This window comes from Streptomyces fradiae (assembly GCF_041270065.1).
Classification (GTDB): Bacteria; Actinomycetota; Actinomycetes; order Streptomycetales; family Streptomycetaceae; genus Streptomyces.
Window position 1 is genome coordinate 4,283,586 of the sequence record NZ_CP065958.1, and the last position, 16,516, is coordinate 4,300,101.

21 protein-coding genes and 1 pseudogene are annotated in these 16,516 nt (G+C 71.8%); 18 read left to right on the forward strand and 4 right to left on the reverse strand.

What is annotated here, in order from left to right:
- Positions 1-121: 121 nt before the first annotated feature.
- Both JAO84_RS19450 and JAO84_RS19455 read right to left on the reverse strand, forming a co-directional pair.
- Complete coding sequence (locus JAO84_RS19450) at positions 122-1,147, reverse strand: LacI family DNA-binding transcriptional regulator (RefSeq protein WP_370414009.1); 1,026 nt, start codon at positions 1,145-1,147, stop codon at positions 122-124.
- A gap of 61 nt (positions 1,148-1,208) precedes the next feature.
- Complete coding sequence (locus JAO84_RS19455) at positions 1,209-2,042, reverse strand: response regulator transcription factor (RefSeq protein WP_370414010.1); 834 nt, start codon at positions 2,040-2,042, stop codon at positions 1,209-1,211.
- Positions 2,043-2,229: 187 nt separating this feature from the next.
- On the opposite strand from JAO84_RS19455, the gene JAO84_RS19460 reads away from it, so the two are divergent.
- The 9 genes and pseudogenes from JAO84_RS19460 (at position 2,230) to JAO84_RS19500 (ending at position 7,697) form a co-directional block, all read left to right on the forward strand.
- A complete protein-coding gene (locus JAO84_RS19460) occupies positions 2,230-3,108 on the forward strand; it encodes an alpha/beta hydrolase family protein (RefSeq protein ID WP_370414011.1) in 879 nt (292 codons plus the stop codon).
- A gap of 45 nt (positions 3,109-3,153) precedes the next feature.
- Positions 3,154-3,408 carry a MoaD/ThiS family protein gene (locus JAO84_RS19465; protein ID WP_265867437.1) on the forward strand — a complete coding sequence of 85 codons (255 nt, stop codon included), beginning with the start codon at positions 3,154-3,156 and terminating at the stop codon, positions 3,406-3,408.
- 10 nt (positions 3,409-3,418) lie between these two features.
- Complete coding sequence (locus tag JAO84_RS19470) at positions 3,419-4,579, forward strand: hypothetical protein (RefSeq protein WP_370414012.1); 1,161 nt, start codon at positions 3,419-3,421, stop codon at positions 4,577-4,579.
- Between the two features lie 119 nt (positions 4,580-4,698).
- Complete coding sequence (locus JAO84_RS19475) at positions 4,699-5,391, forward strand: DUF2993 domain-containing protein (protein ID WP_370414013.1); 693 nt, start codon at positions 4,699-4,701, stop codon at positions 5,389-5,391.
- 226 nt (positions 5,392-5,617) lie between these two features.
- Positions 5,618-5,698, forward strand: a complete 81-nt coding sequence (locus JAO84_RS19480; protein ID WP_352021666.1) for an Ms5788A family Cys-rich leader peptide — start codon at positions 5,618-5,620, stop codon at positions 5,696-5,698.
- A gap of 170 nt (positions 5,699-5,868) precedes the next feature.
- Entirely contained in the window at positions 5,869-6,714 is an 846-nt protein-coding gene (locus JAO84_RS19485) for a sulfurtransferase (protein WP_265867434.1), read from the forward strand.
- Between the two features lie 36 nt (positions 6,715-6,750).
- Entirely contained in the window at positions 6,751-7,038 is a 288-nt protein-coding gene (locus JAO84_RS19490) for a DUF1416 domain-containing protein (protein WP_265867432.1), read from the forward strand.
- A 169-nt stretch (positions 7,039-7,207) separates the two neighbouring features.
- Positions 7,208-7,390, forward strand: a pseudogene (locus tag JAO84_RS19495) (XRE family transcriptional regulator); the annotation flags it as partial.
- Between the two features lie 46 nt (positions 7,391-7,436).
- Entirely contained in the window at positions 7,437-7,697 is a 261-nt protein-coding gene (locus JAO84_RS19500; protein ID WP_370414014.1) for a DUF3099 domain-containing protein, read from the forward strand.
- Between the two features lies 1 nt (position 7,698).
- Here the strand turns inward: JAO84_RS19500 and JAO84_RS19505 are convergent, their stop codons facing one another.
- A complete protein-coding gene (locus JAO84_RS19505; protein WP_265867431.1) occupies positions 7,699-8,061 on the reverse strand; it encodes a DsrE family protein in 363 nt (120 codons plus the stop codon).
- 123 nt (positions 8,062-8,184) lie between these two features.
- On the opposite strand from JAO84_RS19505, the gene JAO84_RS19510 reads away from it, so the two are divergent.
- The 6 genes from JAO84_RS19510 to JAO84_RS19535 all read left to right on the forward strand — a co-directional run bounded on the left by JAO84_RS19510 (position 8,185) and on the right by JAO84_RS19535 (position 13,137).
- Positions 8,185-9,057: a hypothetical protein gene (locus tag JAO84_RS19510; RefSeq protein ID WP_370414015.1), complete on the forward strand. Its 873-nt coding sequence runs from the start codon at positions 8,185-8,187 to the stop codon at positions 9,055-9,057.
- Complete coding sequence (locus tag JAO84_RS19515; RefSeq protein WP_370414016.1) at positions 9,054-9,935, forward strand: hypothetical protein; 882 nt, start codon at positions 9,054-9,056, stop codon at positions 9,933-9,935. The genes JAO84_RS19510 and JAO84_RS19515 overlap by 4 nt, the downstream gene beginning before the upstream one ends.
- Complete coding sequence (locus tag JAO84_RS19520) at positions 9,932-10,798, forward strand: hypothetical protein (RefSeq protein WP_370414017.1); 867 nt, start codon at positions 9,932-9,934, stop codon at positions 10,796-10,798. Before JAO84_RS19515 ends, JAO84_RS19520 begins: the two co-directional genes overlap by 4 nt.
- Before the next feature lie 241 nt (positions 10,799-11,039).
- Positions 11,040-11,612 (forward strand): FABP family protein, encoded by a 573-nt coding sequence (locus JAO84_RS19525; RefSeq protein WP_370414018.1) that lies wholly within the window; start codon positions 11,040-11,042, stop codon positions 11,610-11,612.
- A 40-nt stretch (positions 11,613-11,652) separates the two neighbouring features.
- A complete protein-coding gene (locus tag JAO84_RS19530; protein WP_370414019.1) occupies positions 11,653-12,150 on the forward strand; it encodes a Fur family transcriptional regulator in 498 nt (165 codons plus the stop codon).
- 21 nt (positions 12,151-12,171) lie between these two features.
- Complete coding sequence (locus JAO84_RS19535) at positions 12,172-13,137, forward strand: folate-binding protein YgfZ (RefSeq protein ID WP_370414020.1); 966 nt, start codon at positions 12,172-12,174, stop codon at positions 13,135-13,137.
- Positions 13,138-13,188: 51 nt separating this feature from the next.
- Here the strand turns inward: JAO84_RS19535 and dtd are convergent, their stop codons facing one another.
- A complete protein-coding gene (gene dtd / locus JAO84_RS19540) occupies positions 13,189-13,614 on the reverse strand; it encodes a D-aminoacyl-tRNA deacylase (RefSeq protein ID WP_265867424.1) in 426 nt (141 codons plus the stop codon).
- A 141-nt stretch (positions 13,615-13,755) separates the two neighbouring features.
- Here dtd and JAO84_RS19545 point away from each other — a divergent pair, with 141 nt between their 5' ends.
- From JAO84_RS19545 to JAO84_RS19555, 3 genes are all read left to right on the forward strand, one after another.
- The gene (locus JAO84_RS19545; RefSeq protein ID WP_370414021.1) at positions 13,756-14,385 is read left to right on the forward strand and encodes an ABC transporter substrate-binding protein; all 630 of its coding nucleotides are present in this window, start codon (positions 13,756-13,758) and stop codon (positions 14,383-14,385) included.
- A 168-nt stretch (positions 14,386-14,553) separates the two neighbouring features.
- Positions 14,554-15,804, forward strand: a complete 1,251-nt coding sequence (locus JAO84_RS19550; protein ID WP_370414022.1) for a GNAT family N-acetyltransferase — start codon at positions 14,554-14,556, stop codon at positions 15,802-15,804.
- Between the two features lie 20 nt (positions 15,805-15,824).
- A complete protein-coding gene (locus tag JAO84_RS19555; protein WP_370414023.1) occupies positions 15,825-16,472 on the forward strand; it encodes a TetR family transcriptional regulator in 648 nt (215 codons plus the stop codon).
- Positions 16,473-16,516: the final 44 nt, after the last annotated feature.

The following is a 16,516-nucleotide window of genomic DNA, read 5'->3' on the forward strand; positions in this document are numbered from 1 at the left end:
TACGACTCTCGGAGCCGTACATGAGAACCGTCTGAGGACGGGGTGAGAAGCCCGACAGAAGCCTGTATGCCCGAAATAAAGACCCGACGTGTACGGGTCAGGCACGTCCGGGTTTACCGGGTCAGTGCTCGCAGCCGCAGGAGCCGCGCACGATCAGCGCCGACGGGAACTGCTTCACCCGCTCCCGCCGCGAGCCCGCGACCCGCAGCGAGTCGTCGAGCACCAGATCCACCGCCGCCCGGGCCATCGCCGGGCGGTCGGAGTAGACGGTGGTCAGCGGCGGATCCGCGAGCGCCGCCTCCTTCACGTCGTCGAAGCCGGCCACCGCCAGCTCCCCCGGCACGTCGATGCGCAGCTCGCGGGCGGCCCGCAGCACGCCGAGGGCCTGGTCGTCGGTCGAGCAGAAGATGGCCGGCGGCCGCTGCGGCCCGGCCAGGATCTCCAGCGCGATCTTGTACGCGTCGTAGCGGTTGTACGGGGCCTCGAAGAGCCGGCCCTCGACCGGGCGGCCGGCCTCCAGCATGGCCCGCCGCCAGCCCTCGACGTGGTCGGCGACCGGGTCGCCGACGGCCGGCGTGTTCGGCACGCCGCCCATGCACGCCACGTACGGGTGCCCGTGCTCCAGGAGGTGACGGGTGGCGAGCTGGGCGCCGCCGATGTCGTCGGTGACGACGGCGACGTCGTCGATCGCCTCGGGCCGCTCGTGCAGCAGCACGACCTTCGCGTCCCAGGCCTCGATCTCGCTCGCGGCCTGCTCGCTCATGCCCTGGCTGACCAGGATCAGACCGGACACCCGCATGCCGAGGAAGGCCCGCAGATAGTGGATCTCGCGCTCGGTGCGGTAGTCGGAGTTGCCGACCAGGACCATCTTTCCGCGCTCGGCGGCCGCCTGCTCGACCGCGTGCGCCATCTCCGCGAAGAAGGGCTGCCGGGCGTCCGGCACGATCATGCCTATGAGGTCGGTGCGCCGCGAGGCCATCGCCTGGGCCACCCGGTCGGGCCGGTAGCCCAGTTCCTTGATGGCGGCGAGGACACGCTCGCGCGTGGCCGGGGCGACCGGCCGGGGTCCGTTGTTGATCACGTAACTCACGACCGCGGTAGAAGTACCCGCCAGTCGCGCAACGTCATCCCGCGTCACCTTGGCCACGCGCGGAAGTCTACGCGGGGTGACCTACCTACCGGCAGGTCGCGCTGTGGCATACGCCACGTTAACGGTCCTCCACCGGAGTGAGTTCCCGCGTGTCCGCCTTGACGCGCGCCTCCGCGCGCCCTTCGGAACGGCCCCCCGATCGGTCCCCCGAACGATCCGCGGACCGTTCCCCCGAACGATCCGCCGAGCGGTCGGCCGAGCGGTCGGCCGAGCGGTCGGCCTTCTCCGGCGTCACGAAGCGGTAGCCGACGTTGCGGACGGTGCCGATCAGCGACTCGTGCTCCGGGCCGAGCTTGGCGCGGAGCCTCCGTACGTGCACATCGACCGTTCGGGTGCCGCCGAAGTAGTCGTACCCCCACACCTCCTGGAGGAGCTGCGCCCGGGTGAAGACCCGCCCCGGGTGCTGGGCGAGGTACTTGAGCAGCTCGAACTCCTTGAAGGTCAGGTCCAGGACCCGGCCCTTCAGCTTGGCGCTGTACGTGGCCTCGTCGACCGACAGGTCGCCGTTGCGGATCTCCATGGGGGAGTCGTCCACGCCGATCTGCTGTCGGCCCATGGCCAGGCGCAGCCGCGCCTCCACCTCGGCCGGCCCCGCCGTGTCGAGCAGTACGTCGTCGATGCCCCAGTCGGCGGTGACGGCGGCGAGACCGCCCTCCGTGACGACCAGGATCAGCGGACAGCCCGGTCCGGTGGAGCGCAGCAGCTGGCAGAGCGAGCGCACCTGCGGCAGGTCGCGCCGCCCGTCCACCAGGATCACGTCGGCGCCGGGGGTGTCCACCAGGGCCGGGCCCTCGGCGGGGGCCACCCGCACGTTGTGGAGCAGCAGACCGAGAGCGGGCAGCACTTCGGTCGACGGCTGCAGGGCGTTGGTGAGAAGCAGCAGAGAACTCATCGCGTCCCACCTGCCACGCTCGTCGGTCGGTCGTGCTTCGTACGGGGTCGATCGTCCATGACGTCGGTTCCTCCTCGGCCCTCGCGCCCCGAGAGCTTTTGTTCACCTGTCCGTAACAACGGTCGGAAAACACAAAAGGACCCGGGGGCTGCATTGCCCGGATCCTCTGCCAAGCACAATAGCTCACATGAGTTCCGAGGCAGAGGGCCGATTTCACATGGTGGATGTTTCCTCGCTCACTTCCGTCCCTCGCCGCGCCACCTTGCGCACGGTGTTGCGTACGGATGACGGTGTCCGGATCGAGGCGGTTTACGAACCCTCCACAGCCAGTGTCACCGATACGGGCGCCTATACGGGTGTGGGTGCGGACTCCGATACGGACGCAGGTACCGCGGTCGTCCTCGCGCACGGTTTCACCGGTTCGGCCGACCGGCCGGCGGTCAGGCGCGCCGCGCAGGCCTTCCGCCGGCACGCCGCCGTGGTCTCGTTCTCCTTCCGCGGCCACGGGCGTTCCGGCGGCCGCTCCACGGTCGGCGACCGCGAGGTCCTGGACCTGTCCGCCGCCGTCCGCTGGGCACGCGAGCTCGGCCACGCGCGCGTGGTGACGGTCGGCTTCTCCATGGGCGGCTCGGTCGTGCTGCGGCACGCCGCCCTGGAGAAGGGGACGGACGCCCGCGCGGACGCCGTGGCCGCCGTCTCCGCCCCGGCCCGCTGGTACTACCGGGGGACGCCGTCGATGCGCCGCGTGCACTGGGTGGTCACCCGGCCGGTGGGCCGGCTGGTCGGGCGCTACGGCCTCGGGACGCGGATCGACCGCAAGGAGTGGGATCCGGTGCCGCTCGCGCCGTTCGAGGCGGTGCCGCTGATCGCGCCGACCCCGCTGCTCGTGGTGCACGGCGACCGCGACCCGTACTTCCCGCTCGACCACCCCCGGATGCTCGCGGAGGCCGCGGAGATGGCCGGCAGTCCGGCCGAACTGTGGCTGGAGCGCGGCATGGGCCACGCCGAGAACGCGGCGGGCGACGAGCTGCTCGACCGCCTCGGGAACTGGCTCGCCCGGCCATAGCCCATCATGGGGGGCGGCGCGCACACGAACGAAGGGAGCGCCGCTATGGCAGCGGGAACCATCCGCTACTGGGCCGCGGCGAAGGCGGCCGCGGGGGTCGCAGAGGAGCCGTACGCCGCCGAGACCCTCGCGGAGGCCCTGGCCTCGGTCCGCGAGCGGCACCCCGGCGAGCTGACCCGGGTCCTCCAGCGCTGCTCGTTCCTCATCGACGGCGACCCGGTCGGGACCCGCGCGCATGAGACGGTACGGCTGGCCGAGGGCGGCACGGTCGAGGTGCTCCCCCCGTTCGCAGGAGGGTGAACCGCACACCATGAGCAGTGATCAGCAGTACCCGTACGACCCGCAGGGGATCCCTCAGGGGAGCCCCCAGGGCGGTCAACCGTACGACCCGAGCGTCACCCAGACGTGGGAGGGGCAGACCTGGGACACGCAGTACCAGCCGGTGGTGCAGCAGCCGCAGGTCGCGCCGCCGCAGGCGCCCGTGTCGTACGAGACTCCGTACTTCCCGCCCCAGGGGTATGGCCAGCAGCCCGCCACGGGCGGCCACCCGCTGCCCCCGGAGATGCCGTACGGGTACGAGGCCCCGGTGGCGTACGAGGCCCAGGCCCCGGCCCCCGTGGCGTACGAGGCACCGGCTCCCGCTCCCGAGGCCGTGGCGGCCCCCGCGGAGCCCGGCCCCGCCTACTCCCCGCCGACCCTCTCCGGGAACTCCCGGATCACCGACGCCCAGCGCGCCCGCGCCGAGGGCCGGTCGCCGATCATCGAGCCCGGGATGCAGCCGGCCGCGCTCACCGCCGGTCTCGGCGTGCTGCTCGCGGTCGGCGCGGCCGTCGGCCCGTACGCGCTGCTCGTCCCGCTGCTGCTGCTCCAGGGCCTCACCGCGGCCGGCTGGTTCCGGCTCAACGGCATGTGGCCCGCCCGGCAGGGCATCGCGCTCGCCTTCCTCGGCGGGATCGTCGCCGACGCCGTGCTGCTGATCGCCGGCCGGGAGCACACGCCGGCCGCCGTCATCGGCACCCTCGGCGTGTGGGTGCTGCTCACCCTGGTGCTCCAGCTGCGCAGCCACGCCGATCCCGACGAGCGGATGTACGGCCTGATGGCGACGGTCGCCTCGGCGGCCCTGGCGATCCTGGCCGCCGGACAGCTCGGCGCCGAGCCGGACGCGGTGGTCGCCGGCGCGGTCGCCGTCGCCGCCACCGTCCTGGCCCGCGCCCTCCCGCTGCCCGGCCCGGCCTCCGTGGTCGTCGCGCTGCTCGCGGCGGCGGGCGGCGGCATCGCGGCCGGCGGGCTCACCGGCCTCGGCGGCTCCGGCGCGCTGCTCGGCCTCGGCGCGGGCGTCTGCGCGCTGGTCGGGCTGCGGGTGGCGAGCTACGACTACCCGTCGCGGTTCGTGCACATGACGGCCGGCGTGGCGCTGCCGCTGACCGCCGCCGTGCCCGCGATCTATCTCCTCGGCAGGGCGCTCGCGTAGCCCCCGCACCGACCGGAGCCCGCACCGACCGGAGCGTGAGACTCCGGGGAACCGACCGGCCCCCTGACACGTCGATCTTGTGTCGGGGGGCCGGACTCGTGATCTGGGGGCAGAAACGCATGCGAGCACTACGGATGGTGCTGATCGTGGCCGTGGTGCTGGGCGGGCTCCTGGTCGGCGCGGACCGGGTCGCCGCGTCCTACGCGGAGTCGGAGGCCGCCGACGGGGTGCGGGTCGGCGCGGTGCGCCCCGAGTCCACGGACGTCGACATCAAGGGCTTCCCGTTCCTCACCCAGGCCGCCGGCCGCAGCTTCGACGAGGTCGCGGTGCGCTTCACCGGCGTCCAGGTGATGGCCGGGGGCCGCCCGGTGCGGATCGACGAGATGAACGCCACGCTGCACGACGTGACCCTGACCGACGCCTACGGGATCGAGCGGGCGGGCAGCGCCGACGGCACCGCGCTGATCGCCTACCCCGACCTGGCCGCGGCCTCGGGCCGGGACGCGAAGGTGGCGTACGGCGGCGACGGCAAGCTGAAGGTGACGGGCGGGGTGCGGATCCTCGGCCGGACGCTGACCCGCAGCGTGCTGTCCACGGTGACCCTGGTGAACGGCGACACCATCCGGGTGCGCGCGGACGAGGTGCCCGGCGAGGGCATCCCGGGCCTGGAGGGCATGGTGCGCTCCCGCACCGACTTCGACCGGCGGATCGAGGGCCTGCCGAAGGGCATGCGCCTGACGAAGGTCGAGGCCCGGGAGAACGGTCTCGTGGTGACGGTGACCGGCCGGGACGTGGCGCTCGCCGCCGGCTGAGCCCCGGTACATGGCTTGTTCCGGGCTTGTTTTTCCTCTCCTGGACGCCCACTGATCACATTCTGAGACGGTGGCGTCCGATCCGTAGAAAGTGAAGGGGCGCGGGCGCTCGGCGGGCGTCCGCGGAAGATCCGTACCTGCTTCGGATCTCGTATATCGGATGATCGCGTCTCAGAATACGACACACCGGTGACACGGCCGCCGGTCCGTCCCTACGATCGAGGGCATGAAGCGACAGGCGGAACTCACGAAGCGGCGGGCAGTAGACCTGTGCCGCGTCGCCGCCATGCTCTGTCGCTCGGTCTGAGCGGGACGCACATCTCCCGTATTCCCTCAGGCCCCTACGGCGTGAAGTACCCGCGTCGTGATGCCGGGGCCACCCTTGCGCAGCCGTACGCCGTCGTCCGCACCGCGAGCCGACGCGTACCCGCACCACCCCGCACGAACCGCCGCACACTGCCCCGGAGGAGAAACAGCATGGCTCGCAGCGACGTCCTGGTCGACGCCGACTGGGTCGAGGCCAACCTCGACAACCCGCAGGTCGCCCTCGTCGAGGTGGACGAGGACACGTCCGCCTACGAGAAGAACCACATCAAGAACGCCATCCGGATCGACTGGACGAAGGACCTCCAGGACCCGGTCCGCCGTGACTTCATCGACCAGGAGGGCTTCGAGAAGCTCCTCTCGGCCAAGGGCATCGGCAACGACACCACGGTGGTCCTCTACGGCGGCAACAACAACTGGTTCGCCTCGTACGCCTACTGGTACTTCAAGCTCTACGGCCACCAGGACGTGAAGCTCCTCGACGGCGGCCGCAAGAAGTGGGAGCTCGACTCCCGCGACCTGGTCGACGGCTCCGAGGTCCCGAACCGCCCGGCCACCGAGTACAAGGCCCAGGCCCAGGACACCTCCATCCGTGCCTTCCGCGACGACGTCGTGGCCGCGATCGGCACCCAGAACCTCGTCGACGTGCGCTCGCCCGACGAGTTCTCCGGCAAGCTCCTCGCGCCGGCCCACCTCCCGCAGGAGCAGTCGCAGCGCCCGGGCCACGTGCCGAGCGCCCGCAACATCCCGTGGTCGAAGAACGCCAACGACGACGGCACCTTCAAGTCGGACGAGGAGCTGAAGGCCCTCTACGAGGCCGAGCAGGTCGACCTGGCGAAGGACACCGTCGCCTACTGCCGCATCGGCGAGCGCTCCGCGCTCACCTGGTTCGTCCTGCACGAGCTGCTCGAGGTCACGAACGTCAAGAACTACGACGGCTCGTGGACCGAGTACGGCTCCCTCGTCGGCGTGCCGATCGAGCTCGGCGCCAACAAGTAAGACCTTCCTCCCCCTTCGACCGTAAGGATTCCTGACATGTGCGGAGCGCAGCCCGGCGGCCCCGACGCCTCGACCATCAAGCCCGGTGAGACCACCATCCAGGGCTACGTGACCAAGGACGGCCAGCCCGTCACCGGTTACGTCCGTCTCCTGGACTCGACCGGCGAGTTCACGGCCGAGGTCCCCACCTCCGCCACCGGCCAGTTCCGCTTCTACGCGGCGGAGGGCACCTGGACCGTCCGCGCCCTGGTCCCCGGCGGCACCGCCGACCGCCAGGTCGTGGCCCAGCACGGCGGCCTGGCCGAGGTCGCCATCGCGGTGTGACACCGCACGCTTGACCGGCCGAAGGGCCGTGCCTCCTGGGGGTTGGACGCTTTCCGGGACTTGAGGCACGGCCCTTCGGTCTGTTTTCCCGACGCGCCCCTCGCACTGCTCGGCCCCGGAGGGCCTCACAAGCTTCGGGCCGCTGCGCCGGACTCCGTCCGCCGACAACGGTGCCCGGTACCACGGGGGGGCTGTGCAGATGCTGGTCGAGCCGACCGGGCGTCGGATGACCGGAAAGTGGGTCGGGTTCGGCAAGGACTTCGACGTGAACACCGGTCCATGGGAGCTGCGGCTGGTCGACACGTCGACGAGCAAGGCGACGCTGGAGCGGTACAGCCGGCCGCCTGAGTAGCGCCCGCGCGCTGTCCGGGGGCGGGTTCCGGTCGTACGCTGAAGGTGTGTACGCACGGCGACGGCGCGTCTACTTCTGGATGATGGGCGTCTGCCTGGTGCTTTTCGTGGGCGCCTGGGCTGTCGTGCGGCTCTTTTCCGTCCCCGCCGCCATCGCCATGTGCGTGGTCGCCATGGTCATCCCGCCGGTCGCGGCGATGATCGCGAACCGGCGCGGCCCGGAGGACCGCTGGTGGGACGACCCGACGGGCGACAAGCAGTCGGACGAGTGGTGGGACGAGCTCGACGGCAAGAAGAAGGACCGGTAGGTCAGTACACCAGGGCCTGGGTTTCGTCCGACATCGCTTCCTGGACGAAGACCTGCGCGCCCGCGATGCGGATGCCCTTCAGGACGTCGTCCTCGGTGATCTCGCGGCGGGCGGCGCACTGGGTGCAGAGGGTGATGCGGCCGGCCGCCAGGATCGAGTCGATCAGGTCCGGGAGCGGGGCGGCGTGCGGGAGGTCGAACTCGGCCGCGCGGCCCGGGAGGGCGAACCAGGAGGACTCTCCGGTCAGCCAGAGGGACACTTCGACGCCGCTCGCGACGGCGACGGCGGCCACGGTGAAGGCCTGGGAGCAGCGTTCGGGGGCGTCCGCCCCGGCGGTCACCTTGATCACGAGCTTCTTCGCCATATACCGAACTGTAATGCGGTTCCCGGCAACCTCATGCACCCCTCGCGTGTCAGCTAGGCGCGCGGGTAACGGAATCCGCGCTTCTAGTCTCGTGGGGGGACTGCTTTGGAAGCCACAGAAGCGGTGGAATCCGCTCGAAACACCCCGGAGGCCGAGCCGACACCCGCCCCCGGCCCGGTCGCCGAATCCGCGGAACCCGCAACGCTGCCGGTTCCTGCCGAAGACGTGCCGCCCGTTCCCGCGGCCGTTCCCGAGCCCGCCGACGACGAGGTGCCGCCGCGCCGCCGTCGCGGCGGGCGCACGCTCGTGCTGCTCGCGGCCGCCGCCGTGCTCGGCATCGTCGGCGGTGTCGCCGTCGGCTACGGCGTCCAGGCCGAGCGCGAGCCCACCCCGCTGCCGCCGCTCAACCAGGTCGACCTCGCCTACCCGGCCAAGCCCGCCGCCAAGGGCCAGGAGCCGCCGGCCCTCGCCGTCGCCGACGACCGCGGCCTCAAGACCGAGGGCGACCTGCGCAAGCTGCTGCTGCCCAAGCCGGCCGGCGCGAAGGACGTGGACTACGCACCCGAGGACCACTGGCTGAGCGCCAGCTCGTACGCCGAGGACTTCGAGTCGCCCAGCGGCGCCTTCGAGTACCTCATGGACAACGGCATCCGCCGGATCGCCACCACATCCTGGCAGGTCGGCGAGTTCAAGACCGTCCACATCAACCTGCTGCAGTTCCGCTCCAACGACCGTCTGGGGGCCGCCGACCGGGCGACGACCCTGCGGGAGGGCCTGGAGGAGGAGAACGGTTACGGCCAGCCGCTCAAGGGCAGCACCGAGGGCCGCAGCTACGTCCTTCCCGTCGACCGGGAGGCAGGGTTCGTCGACGTCTACGAGGCCAGGGCCGTCGTCCACCGGGGAGACGTCGCGGTCGAGGTCTACATCCTGGACACCAAGAAGATCAGCCAGAAGGAGATCACCTCGCTGGCCGAGCGACAGCTGGGGCGCCTGTGAGCGAGGAGACCACCACCGTGGAGAACAAGGACCAGGGCCAGGACCAGGGCCAGAACAGGCCGGAGCCCGTGGAGCAGGCCGTGACGGAGCCGCCCGCCGTGGCGGAGACGGCCGCCGTGGCCGAGACGCCCGCGCCCCGCGCGCCGCGCCGCCTCTTCCCGTACGTCCTCACCGGCGTCCTCGTCCTCGGCGTCGGCGCCGGCGCGACCTTCACCGGCGTCACCGTCGCGGGCGCCGACCGCCACGCGCCCACCGTCGCCTGGGAGGAGCCGCCCACCCCGGCCAAGGACCCGGCCGCGAACGCCCCCGACGGCCGCGCCTCGACCCCGCTGAGCAAGCTGCTCCTGCCGGTGCCCGAGGGGTACGGCCTCGGCCCCGACGTCGAGGAGTTCGGCAACGACGGCGAGGTCAGCGCCAAGGACGCCGTCGCCCTCGTCAAGCAGTCCGGCAAGGGCCTGTCCGGCAAGAAGCGCCGCGAGTTCGACAAGCGGATCGAGAAGCTCGGCATCCAGGGCATCGCGGTCCGCTCCTACGCCTCCGACGACGCCAACCTCGTCCTCGAGGTGCAGGTCGTGCGGATGAAGAACAAGCGGTTCGGCGCCGAGATGCACAAGATGCGCAACGAGCTCGCCGGCCTGCTGAAGTTCCCCAAGGGGCCGAAGATCGCCGGCCACAAGAACGCCACCTGCTGGGCGATGCCGAAGCCGAAGGGCGAGGACGCGGAGGAGAGCCTCGACGGGATGGTCTGTTCCGCGTACGACTCCGAGTACTCGGTCACCGTCACCGCCTCCGGCAGCCGGCCCTTCGACAAGTCCGCCGTCGCCGAGCTCGTGAAGAAGCAGCTCGACCACATCAAGTCCCCGGGGGAGTACGTATGACCGTGACCGAGCCGACGGATGTCGCCCCGGATGTCGCTCCGGATGTCGCTCCGGACGCCGCAGTGGCCCAGGAGGCCCCGGCCGCTCTGGAGACCGCTCCGAAGAACCCCCGCTCCCGCAAGCTGCTCGGCAGCGTCCTGCGCTGGGCCGCCGCCGTCGTGGTGTGCGGCGGGCTCGGGGCCGGGACGGCCGCCGCGATCACCTCGATGGAGCGCACGGACGTGCCCGGTCTCGCGACCGAGAACGACGGCCGCTGGGCGTACCCGAAGCTGAGCCTGCCGCCGCTGCCCGAGGGCTCCCCGCGCCCCTTCACCATCGGCAACGAGGGCGAGGTGCACCACGCCGACCTGCGCGCCCTGCTGCTGCCCGCGCCGGCCGGGGCGACGGTCGACCCGAAGCTCGACGGCGTGTGGATGAGCGTCGACCAGTACGTCTCCCTCTACGCCAAGGACAAGCGCGCCGGCCTGAAGCAGGCCATCGACGACTCCGCGCTGCGGCACGTCGCCGTCCGCGCCTGGACCATGCCGGACGGCACCCGGAGCACCGTCTACCTCCTGCGCTTCAAGTCCGTCGGCTTCTCGGAGGCCTTCAAGGACGAGGCGCTGAACGCCGGCTCCGCCGACACCGTGCTCCTCGACGGGGTGCAGGGCATCGAGACCGAGTCGCTCGGCGACGACGTGCGGGTCACGAACACGGCCCTGTACGCGGTCGCCGAGCGCAAGCCGTACGGCCCCGAGCAGACCCGCTGGGCCTACATCCAGGCCGGCGACACGCTCGGGCTCGTCGTCCAGTCCCGCAAGGGCGAGGCGGCGCCCGTACCGTTCCAGCAGACGGTCACCCTGCAGAACCAGCTGCTCGGCTGAGATCCCGTACGAGATCGCGTACGAGACCCACCTCACCGAGAGGGGCCGGTCCCCGCCCACTAAGCTGGGGGCCGGCCCGTACCGCCTTCACCGCTCACCGAGGAGCACCAAAGTGATCGTCTTCTTCGAAACCCTGCTGGCGCTCGTCTGCGTCGCGGTTCTCGCCTTCGCCGGTCTTGCCGTGAAGAAGCTGTACCAGGGCCAGCGCTAACCCCCACCACAGAGATCGCCTGAGCTGCTCATGATCCAGATCCCGTCCGACCTCAACCCGGGCCTCGTTCCCCTCGCGTTCCTGCTGGGCACGTGGGAGGGCGCGGGCGTCTCCGACTTCCCCGGCGCCGAGAAGTGCAACTTCGGCCAGACCGTGACGTTCAGCCACGACGGCCGGGACTTCATCGAGTACCACTCCCGCACCTGGGTCCTTGACGCCGAGGGCAAGCAGGTCCGCCCGCTGGAGACCGAGAGCGGTTACTGGCGCATCGACAAGGAGCGCCAGGTCGAGATCGTCATGGTCCGAGACCAGGGCGTCGTCGAGGTCTGGTACGGCGAGCTCGCCGACCAGAAGCCGCAGATCGACATCGCGACCGACGCCGTCGCCCGTACCGCGGCCTCCGGCCCGTACAGCGGTGGCAAGCGTCTCTACGGCTACGTCAAGGGCGACCTGATGTGGGTCGGCGAGAAGGCCACCCCCGAGGTGCCGCTCCGCCCCTACATGTCGGCCCAGCTCAAGAAGGTCGTCACCCCGGAGGAGGTCGCCGAGATGGCGCGCAACCTCCCCGACATGCCCGACGACGGCATCGCCTTCTTCAAGTAGGACGGCCTGTGTCCGCCACGCCCCCTCATACACTGGGGGCGTGGTGAGCACCGACTGGAAGAGCGACCTGCGGCAGCGCGGCTACCGGCTGACGCCTCAGCGCCAGCTTGTCCTGGAGGCCGTGGACGCGCTGGAGCACGCGACCCCGGACGAGATCCTCGTCGAGGTCCGCAGGACGGCGTCCGGGGTGAACATCTCCACCGTCTACCGGACCCTGGAGCTCCTGGAGGAGCTCGGCCTGGTCAGCCACGCCCATCTGGGCCACGGCGCGCCGACCTACCACCTCGCCGACCGGCACCACCATCTGCACCTGGTCTGCCGGGACTGCTCGGAGGTCATCGAGGCGGAGGTGGAGGTGGCCGCCGAGTTCACCGGCAAGCTCCGCGAGACCTTCGGCTTCGAGACGGACATGAAGCACTTCGCGATCTTCGGCAGGTGCCGGAAGTGTGCGGACCAGGCCGCGAACAAGGCCGCGAACAAGGCCGCGGACCAGGCCGCGGACACGGCCGCGAACAAGGCCGCGGCCACGGAGTCGTAGCGGAGTCGTAGGCTTTTCTGCATGAAGAGCCCCTTGCTGTCCCTGCCCGGCGCCGTCCCCGCCGAAGGCCGTGACGAAGGCGTCGCCGCGCACTACGGCGACCTGTTCCGCGAGCAGCGGACCCTCGCCGACGGCACCGGTTTCGTCGATCTCTCCCACCGCGGTGTCATCACCGTCACCGGCTCCGACCGGCTGAGCTGGCTGCACCTGCTGCTCACCCAGCACGTCAGCGACCTGCCGGCCGGCCAGGCCACCGAGGCGCTGATCCTCTCCGCGAACGGGCACATCGAGCACGCGCTGTACCTCGTCGACGACGGCGAGACCGTCTGGGCGCACGTCGAGCCGGGGACGGAGGAGGCGCTCCTCGCGTACCTGGAGTCGATGAAGTTCTACTACCGGGTGGAGATCGCCGACCGGACCGAGGACTTCGCCGTCGTCCACCTCCCGGCCGGTTCGATCGCCGAGGTGCCGGACGGTGTGGTCGTACGGGAGACGGCGCACGGCCGCGACCTGTTCCTGCCGCGCGCCGACCTGGAGGCGTTCGCCGCCTCGCACGGGCCGGCCGCCGGCATCCTCGCGTACGAGGCGCTGCGGGTCGAGGCGCACCGGCCGCGGCTCGGCTTCGAGACCGACCACCGGACCATCCCGCACGAGATCGGTCTGATCGGCAGCGCCGTGCACCTGCAGAAGGGCTGCTACCGCGGCCAGGAGACGGTCGCCCGGGTGCAGAACCTGGGCAAGCCGCCGCGCCGGCTCGTCTTCCTGCACCTGGACGGCAGCGAGGTGCTGCTGCCCGGGCCCGGGACGCCGGTGCGGCTCGCCGCGGACGGCGAGGAGGGCCGCCAGCTGGGCTTCGTCACCAGCTCGGCCCGGCACCACGAGCTGGGGCCGATCGCCCTCGCCCTGGTGAAGCGGAACGTGCCTGTGGACGCCGAGCTGATCGCGGGGACGACGGCCGCCGCGCAGGAGACCGTCGTCGAGCCGTAGCTGTAGCCGTAGCTGTAGCCGTACGGGTAGCCGTAAGGCTGATCCCTACGGCTACACCTCCACCAGCACCGTGAACGGGCCGTGATTCGTGAGCGAGACGCGCATGTCCGCTCCGAACCGGCCCGTCTCCACGTGCGCGCCCAGCTGCCGCAGCTGCGCCACCACCTCGTCGACGAGGGGCTCGGCGACCGGGCCGGGCGCGGCGGCGTTCCAGGTGGGGCGGCGGCCCTTGCGGGCGTCGCCGTACAGGGTGAACTGCGAGATGACGAGCAGCGGCGCGTTCACGTCGGAGCAGGACTTCTCGCCCTCCAGCACCCGGACGGACCAGAGCTTTCTGGCCAATTGCGCGGCCTTCTCGGGGGTGTCGTCGTGGGTCACCCCGACCAGGACGCACAGCCCCTCGCCGACGATCTCGCCGACGGTCTCCCCTGCGACGACGACGCTCGCGCCGTCGACCCTCTGCACCACTGCTCGCATACGGACCAACCTACCGATCGGCCCACCGGCTGACACGGGGAGGGCCGAACGGGTGCAGAGCGCCTGCGTCCGCCCGGTCCGCAGTGGCACCATGCGTGTCAGGCGGTGCGGCCGACCGCACCGGTCGAGGGGACGATTCACATGAGTGCACCTGGCACCGGGCCGACGCCGTCCGGTCCCGTACCGCTGATCACCACCACTTCCACCACCCGGACCGGGACGGGAGGCGCCGTCGGGCGCCCGCCCGTGCAGCGGTCCGCCGAGCCGGAGCTGCCGGACGGGGCACAGCCGGACCTCGGCGGCCTCCGGCTGCCCGAGCTGCGCGCACTGCGCCGCGACGCGCAGGGCGACGAGGCCGACCTCAGCTACGTACGGCGGATGCTGCAAGGCCGGATCGACATCTTGCGCGCGGAGCTGGCGCGGCGTACGGACCCGGAGACGCCGGTCGTCGACCGGCTGTCGGAGATCCTCGCGGACACGCCGTCCCGGTCCGGGGCGGTGGCGCGTTCGGCGCGGCACGTGACGCTGTCGACGCCGCGCAGCGAGGAGTACCGGCGGCTTGCCTCCGACATGCTGTCGGAGGTCGAACTGTCGGACCTCACGGCGCGTACGGACGAGGAGCTGCACCTGGCGATGGGGCGGCTCGCGGGCTACGAGCAGCAGGTCTCGCGCCGCCGGCAGCAGCTCCAGCGGACCGCCGACGACTGCAGCGCGGAGATCGCCCGCCGCTACCGGGAGGGCGAGGCGCAGGTCGACGACCTGCTGGCGTGAGCCGCGCAGCCCTTACGCACGCGCCTTACGCACGCGCCTTACGTACGCGCGCGTGGACACTCGCGTACGGGCACGCGCGCGTGGAGCTCGCGGGCGGAAACCCACGGGCGGAGACTCGGGCGGGAAACTCGCGTGCGGCGGCCCGGCGCGCCCGCATAGCCTCGAAGGATGAGCCTTGAGGTGCGTGCGATCGACGAGTCCGAGTTCCACGCGTGGCTGGTGGCCAAGCGGGGCGGCTTCCTCAGCCCGCCGGTGGTCGCGGACGAGGAGGTCGCCGACCGGCTGCCGCACACCGACCTCTCCCGTACCTTCGGCGCCTTCGACCGCGGCCGGATGGTGGCCACCTTCCACTCCTTCGACCAGAAGCTGTCCACGGTCGGCGGCGCGGACCTCGCCGCGAACGCGGTCAGCGCGGTCACCGTCGCCGCGACCCACCGCAGGCGCGGCCTGCTCAGCCGGATGATGGCGGACGACCTGGCGCTCGCCAGGGAGCGGGGCGACGCGTGCGCGACGCTGATCGCCGCCGAGTACCCGATCTACGGACGGTTCGGGTTCGGCGTCGCCAGCTGGGGCACCGAGTGGCTGGTCGACGTGACCCGCTCCGGGTTCGACCGCCGCTGGTCGGGGCCGTCGGCGGAGGACGGCGGCGGGCGGATCGACTTCTCCGACGGCGCCCAGATCCGCAAGGAGGGCCCGGAGCTGCACCGCCGGTTCGCCGCGCAGTGCGCCGGGATCACCGACCGGACGCCGCGCGGCTGGGATCTCGGCACCGGCAACGCGTACCACGCCCAGCCGTGGACCGAGCCGTTCTACGCGATCTACCGGTCCGCCGCCGGCGGGGTCGAGGGCTATGTCGCGTACACCACCGACGACAAGTGGAGCGACCAGAAGCAGCCGGTCAACACGGCGACCGTGCGCGATCTGATCGCGGTCACCCCGGCCGCCGAGCGCGCCCTGTGGCGCTTCGTCTGCTCGGTCGACTGGGTCACCAAGGTGCGTACGGGCTACCGCGCACCCGACGACGTCCTCCCGCTGCTGCTGCCCGACCCGCGCGCCGCGCAGGTGCTCACCCACGCCGACATGGTGTGGCTGCGGATCCTGGACGTACCGAAGGTGTTCGAGCCGCGGTCGTACGCGACGGAGGGCGCCCTCGTCCTGGAGGTGACGGACGCGGCCGGTTACGCGAACGGGCGCTTCCGGCTCGATGCCTCCCCGGCGGGTGGCAGCTGCGTCCCGACCACCGCCGCGCCCGACCTGGTCCTGGACGTGGCCGAGTTGGCGACGCTGGCGCTCGGCGACGAGTCGGCGGTACGGCTCGCCGCCCTCGGCCGGATCGAGGAGCCGGCGGCCGGCGCGGCGGCGCGGGCGGACCTGCTGCTGCGCACGCCGCGGCGACCGTGGAGCATGGACATCTTCTGATCGAGATCGTGTGATCGAGAATGTGTGAAGGGGTGACCGTGACCGTGAGCGGGCTTCGGGAGCTGAAGAAGGAGCGGACGCGGCAGACGCTGTCGGACACGGCCGTCGAGCTGTTCCTGGAGCGCGGCTTCGACGCGGTGTCGGTCGCGGAGATCGCGGCGGCGGCGGAGGTGTCGAAGCCGACGCTGTTCCGCTACTTCCCGGCCAAGGAGGACCTGGCGCTCTATCGCTTCGCCGACCACGAGGACGAGCCGGCCCGCGTGGTGGCCGCCGCGCGGGCGGCGGGCGCCGAGCCGCTCGCGGCCCTGCGCGACCACGTCCTCGCGGGCCTGGCGCGGCGCGACCCGGTGACGGGACTGAACGACGATCCGCGGGTCCTCGCCTTCCTGCGCCTGCTGTACGGCACTCCTGCGCTGGTCGCCCGCATGGCCGCGTACCAGGGACGTTCGGAGGAGGCCCTGGCGGCGGCGCTGGGCGCCGGCTCGGGGGGTGCGGACTCCCTGGCGGCGCGGCTTGCGGCGGCGCAGATCGTGGCGGTGCTGCGGGTCCTGGCGCACGAGAACGTGCGGCGGGTCGAGGCGGGGGAGCGGGTGGCGGAGCTGCTGCCGGACGCGGAGGCGGCGACGCGGGAGGCGTTCCGGCGCCTCGCGGAGGGCCTGCCGTACTGACGGGGCGCGCGAAGCGGCGAAACTGACCAGGTAAAAAATGTTAC

Coding starts and splice junctions, on each gene's coding strand:
- JAO84_RS19455 (WP_370414010.1), bottom strand. CDS start 2,042: ATGAGTTCTCTGCTGCTTCTCACCAACGCCCTGCAGCCGTCGACCGAA.
- JAO84_RS19460 (WP_370414011.1), top strand. CDS start 2,230: ATGAGTTCCGAGGCAGAGGGCCGATTTCACATGGTGGATGTTTCCTCG.
- JAO84_RS19465 (WP_265867437.1), top strand. CDS start 3,154: ATGGCAGCGGGAACCATCCGCTACTGGGCCGCGGCGAAGGCGGCCGCG.
- JAO84_RS19470 (WP_370414012.1), top strand. CDS start 3,419: ATGAGCAGTGATCAGCAGTACCCGTACGACCCGCAGGGGATCCCTCAG.
- JAO84_RS19475 (WP_370414013.1), top strand. CDS start 4,699: ATGCGAGCACTACGGATGGTGCTGATCGTGGCCGTGGTGCTGGGCGGG.
- JAO84_RS19480 (WP_352021666.1), top strand. CDS start 5,618: ATGAAGCGACAGGCGGAACTCACGAAGCGGCGGGCAGTAGACCTGTGC.
- JAO84_RS19485 (WP_265867434.1), top strand. CDS start 5,869: ATGGCTCGCAGCGACGTCCTGGTCGACGCCGACTGGGTCGAGGCCAAC.
- JAO84_RS19490 (WP_265867432.1), top strand. CDS start 6,751: ATGTGCGGAGCGCAGCCCGGCGGCCCCGACGCCTCGACCATCAAGCCC.
- JAO84_RS19505 (WP_265867431.1), bottom strand. CDS start 8,061: ATGGCGAAGAAGCTCGTGATCAAGGTGACCGCCGGGGCGGACGCCCCC.
- JAO84_RS19520 (WP_370414017.1), top strand. CDS start 9,932: ATGACCGTGACCGAGCCGACGGATGTCGCCCCGGATGTCGCTCCGGAT.
- JAO84_RS19525 (WP_370414018.1), top strand. CDS start 11,040: ATGATCCAGATCCCGTCCGACCTCAACCCGGGCCTCGTTCCCCTCGCG.
- JAO84_RS19535 (WP_370414020.1), top strand. CDS start 12,172: ATGAAGAGCCCCTTGCTGTCCCTGCCCGGCGCCGTCCCCGCCGAAGGC.
- dtd (WP_265867424.1), bottom strand. CDS start 13,614: ATGCGAGCAGTGGTGCAGAGGGTCGACGGCGCGAGCGTCGTCGTCGCA.
- JAO84_RS19545 (WP_370414021.1), top strand. CDS start 13,756: ATGAGTGCACCTGGCACCGGGCCGACGCCGTCCGGTCCCGTACCGCTG.
- JAO84_RS19550 (WP_370414022.1), top strand. CDS start 14,554: ATGAGCCTTGAGGTGCGTGCGATCGACGAGTCCGAGTTCCACGCGTGG.
- JAO84_RS19555 (WP_370414023.1), top strand. CDS start 15,825: ATGTGTGAAGGGGTGACCGTGACCGTGAGCGGGCTTCGGGAGCTGAAG.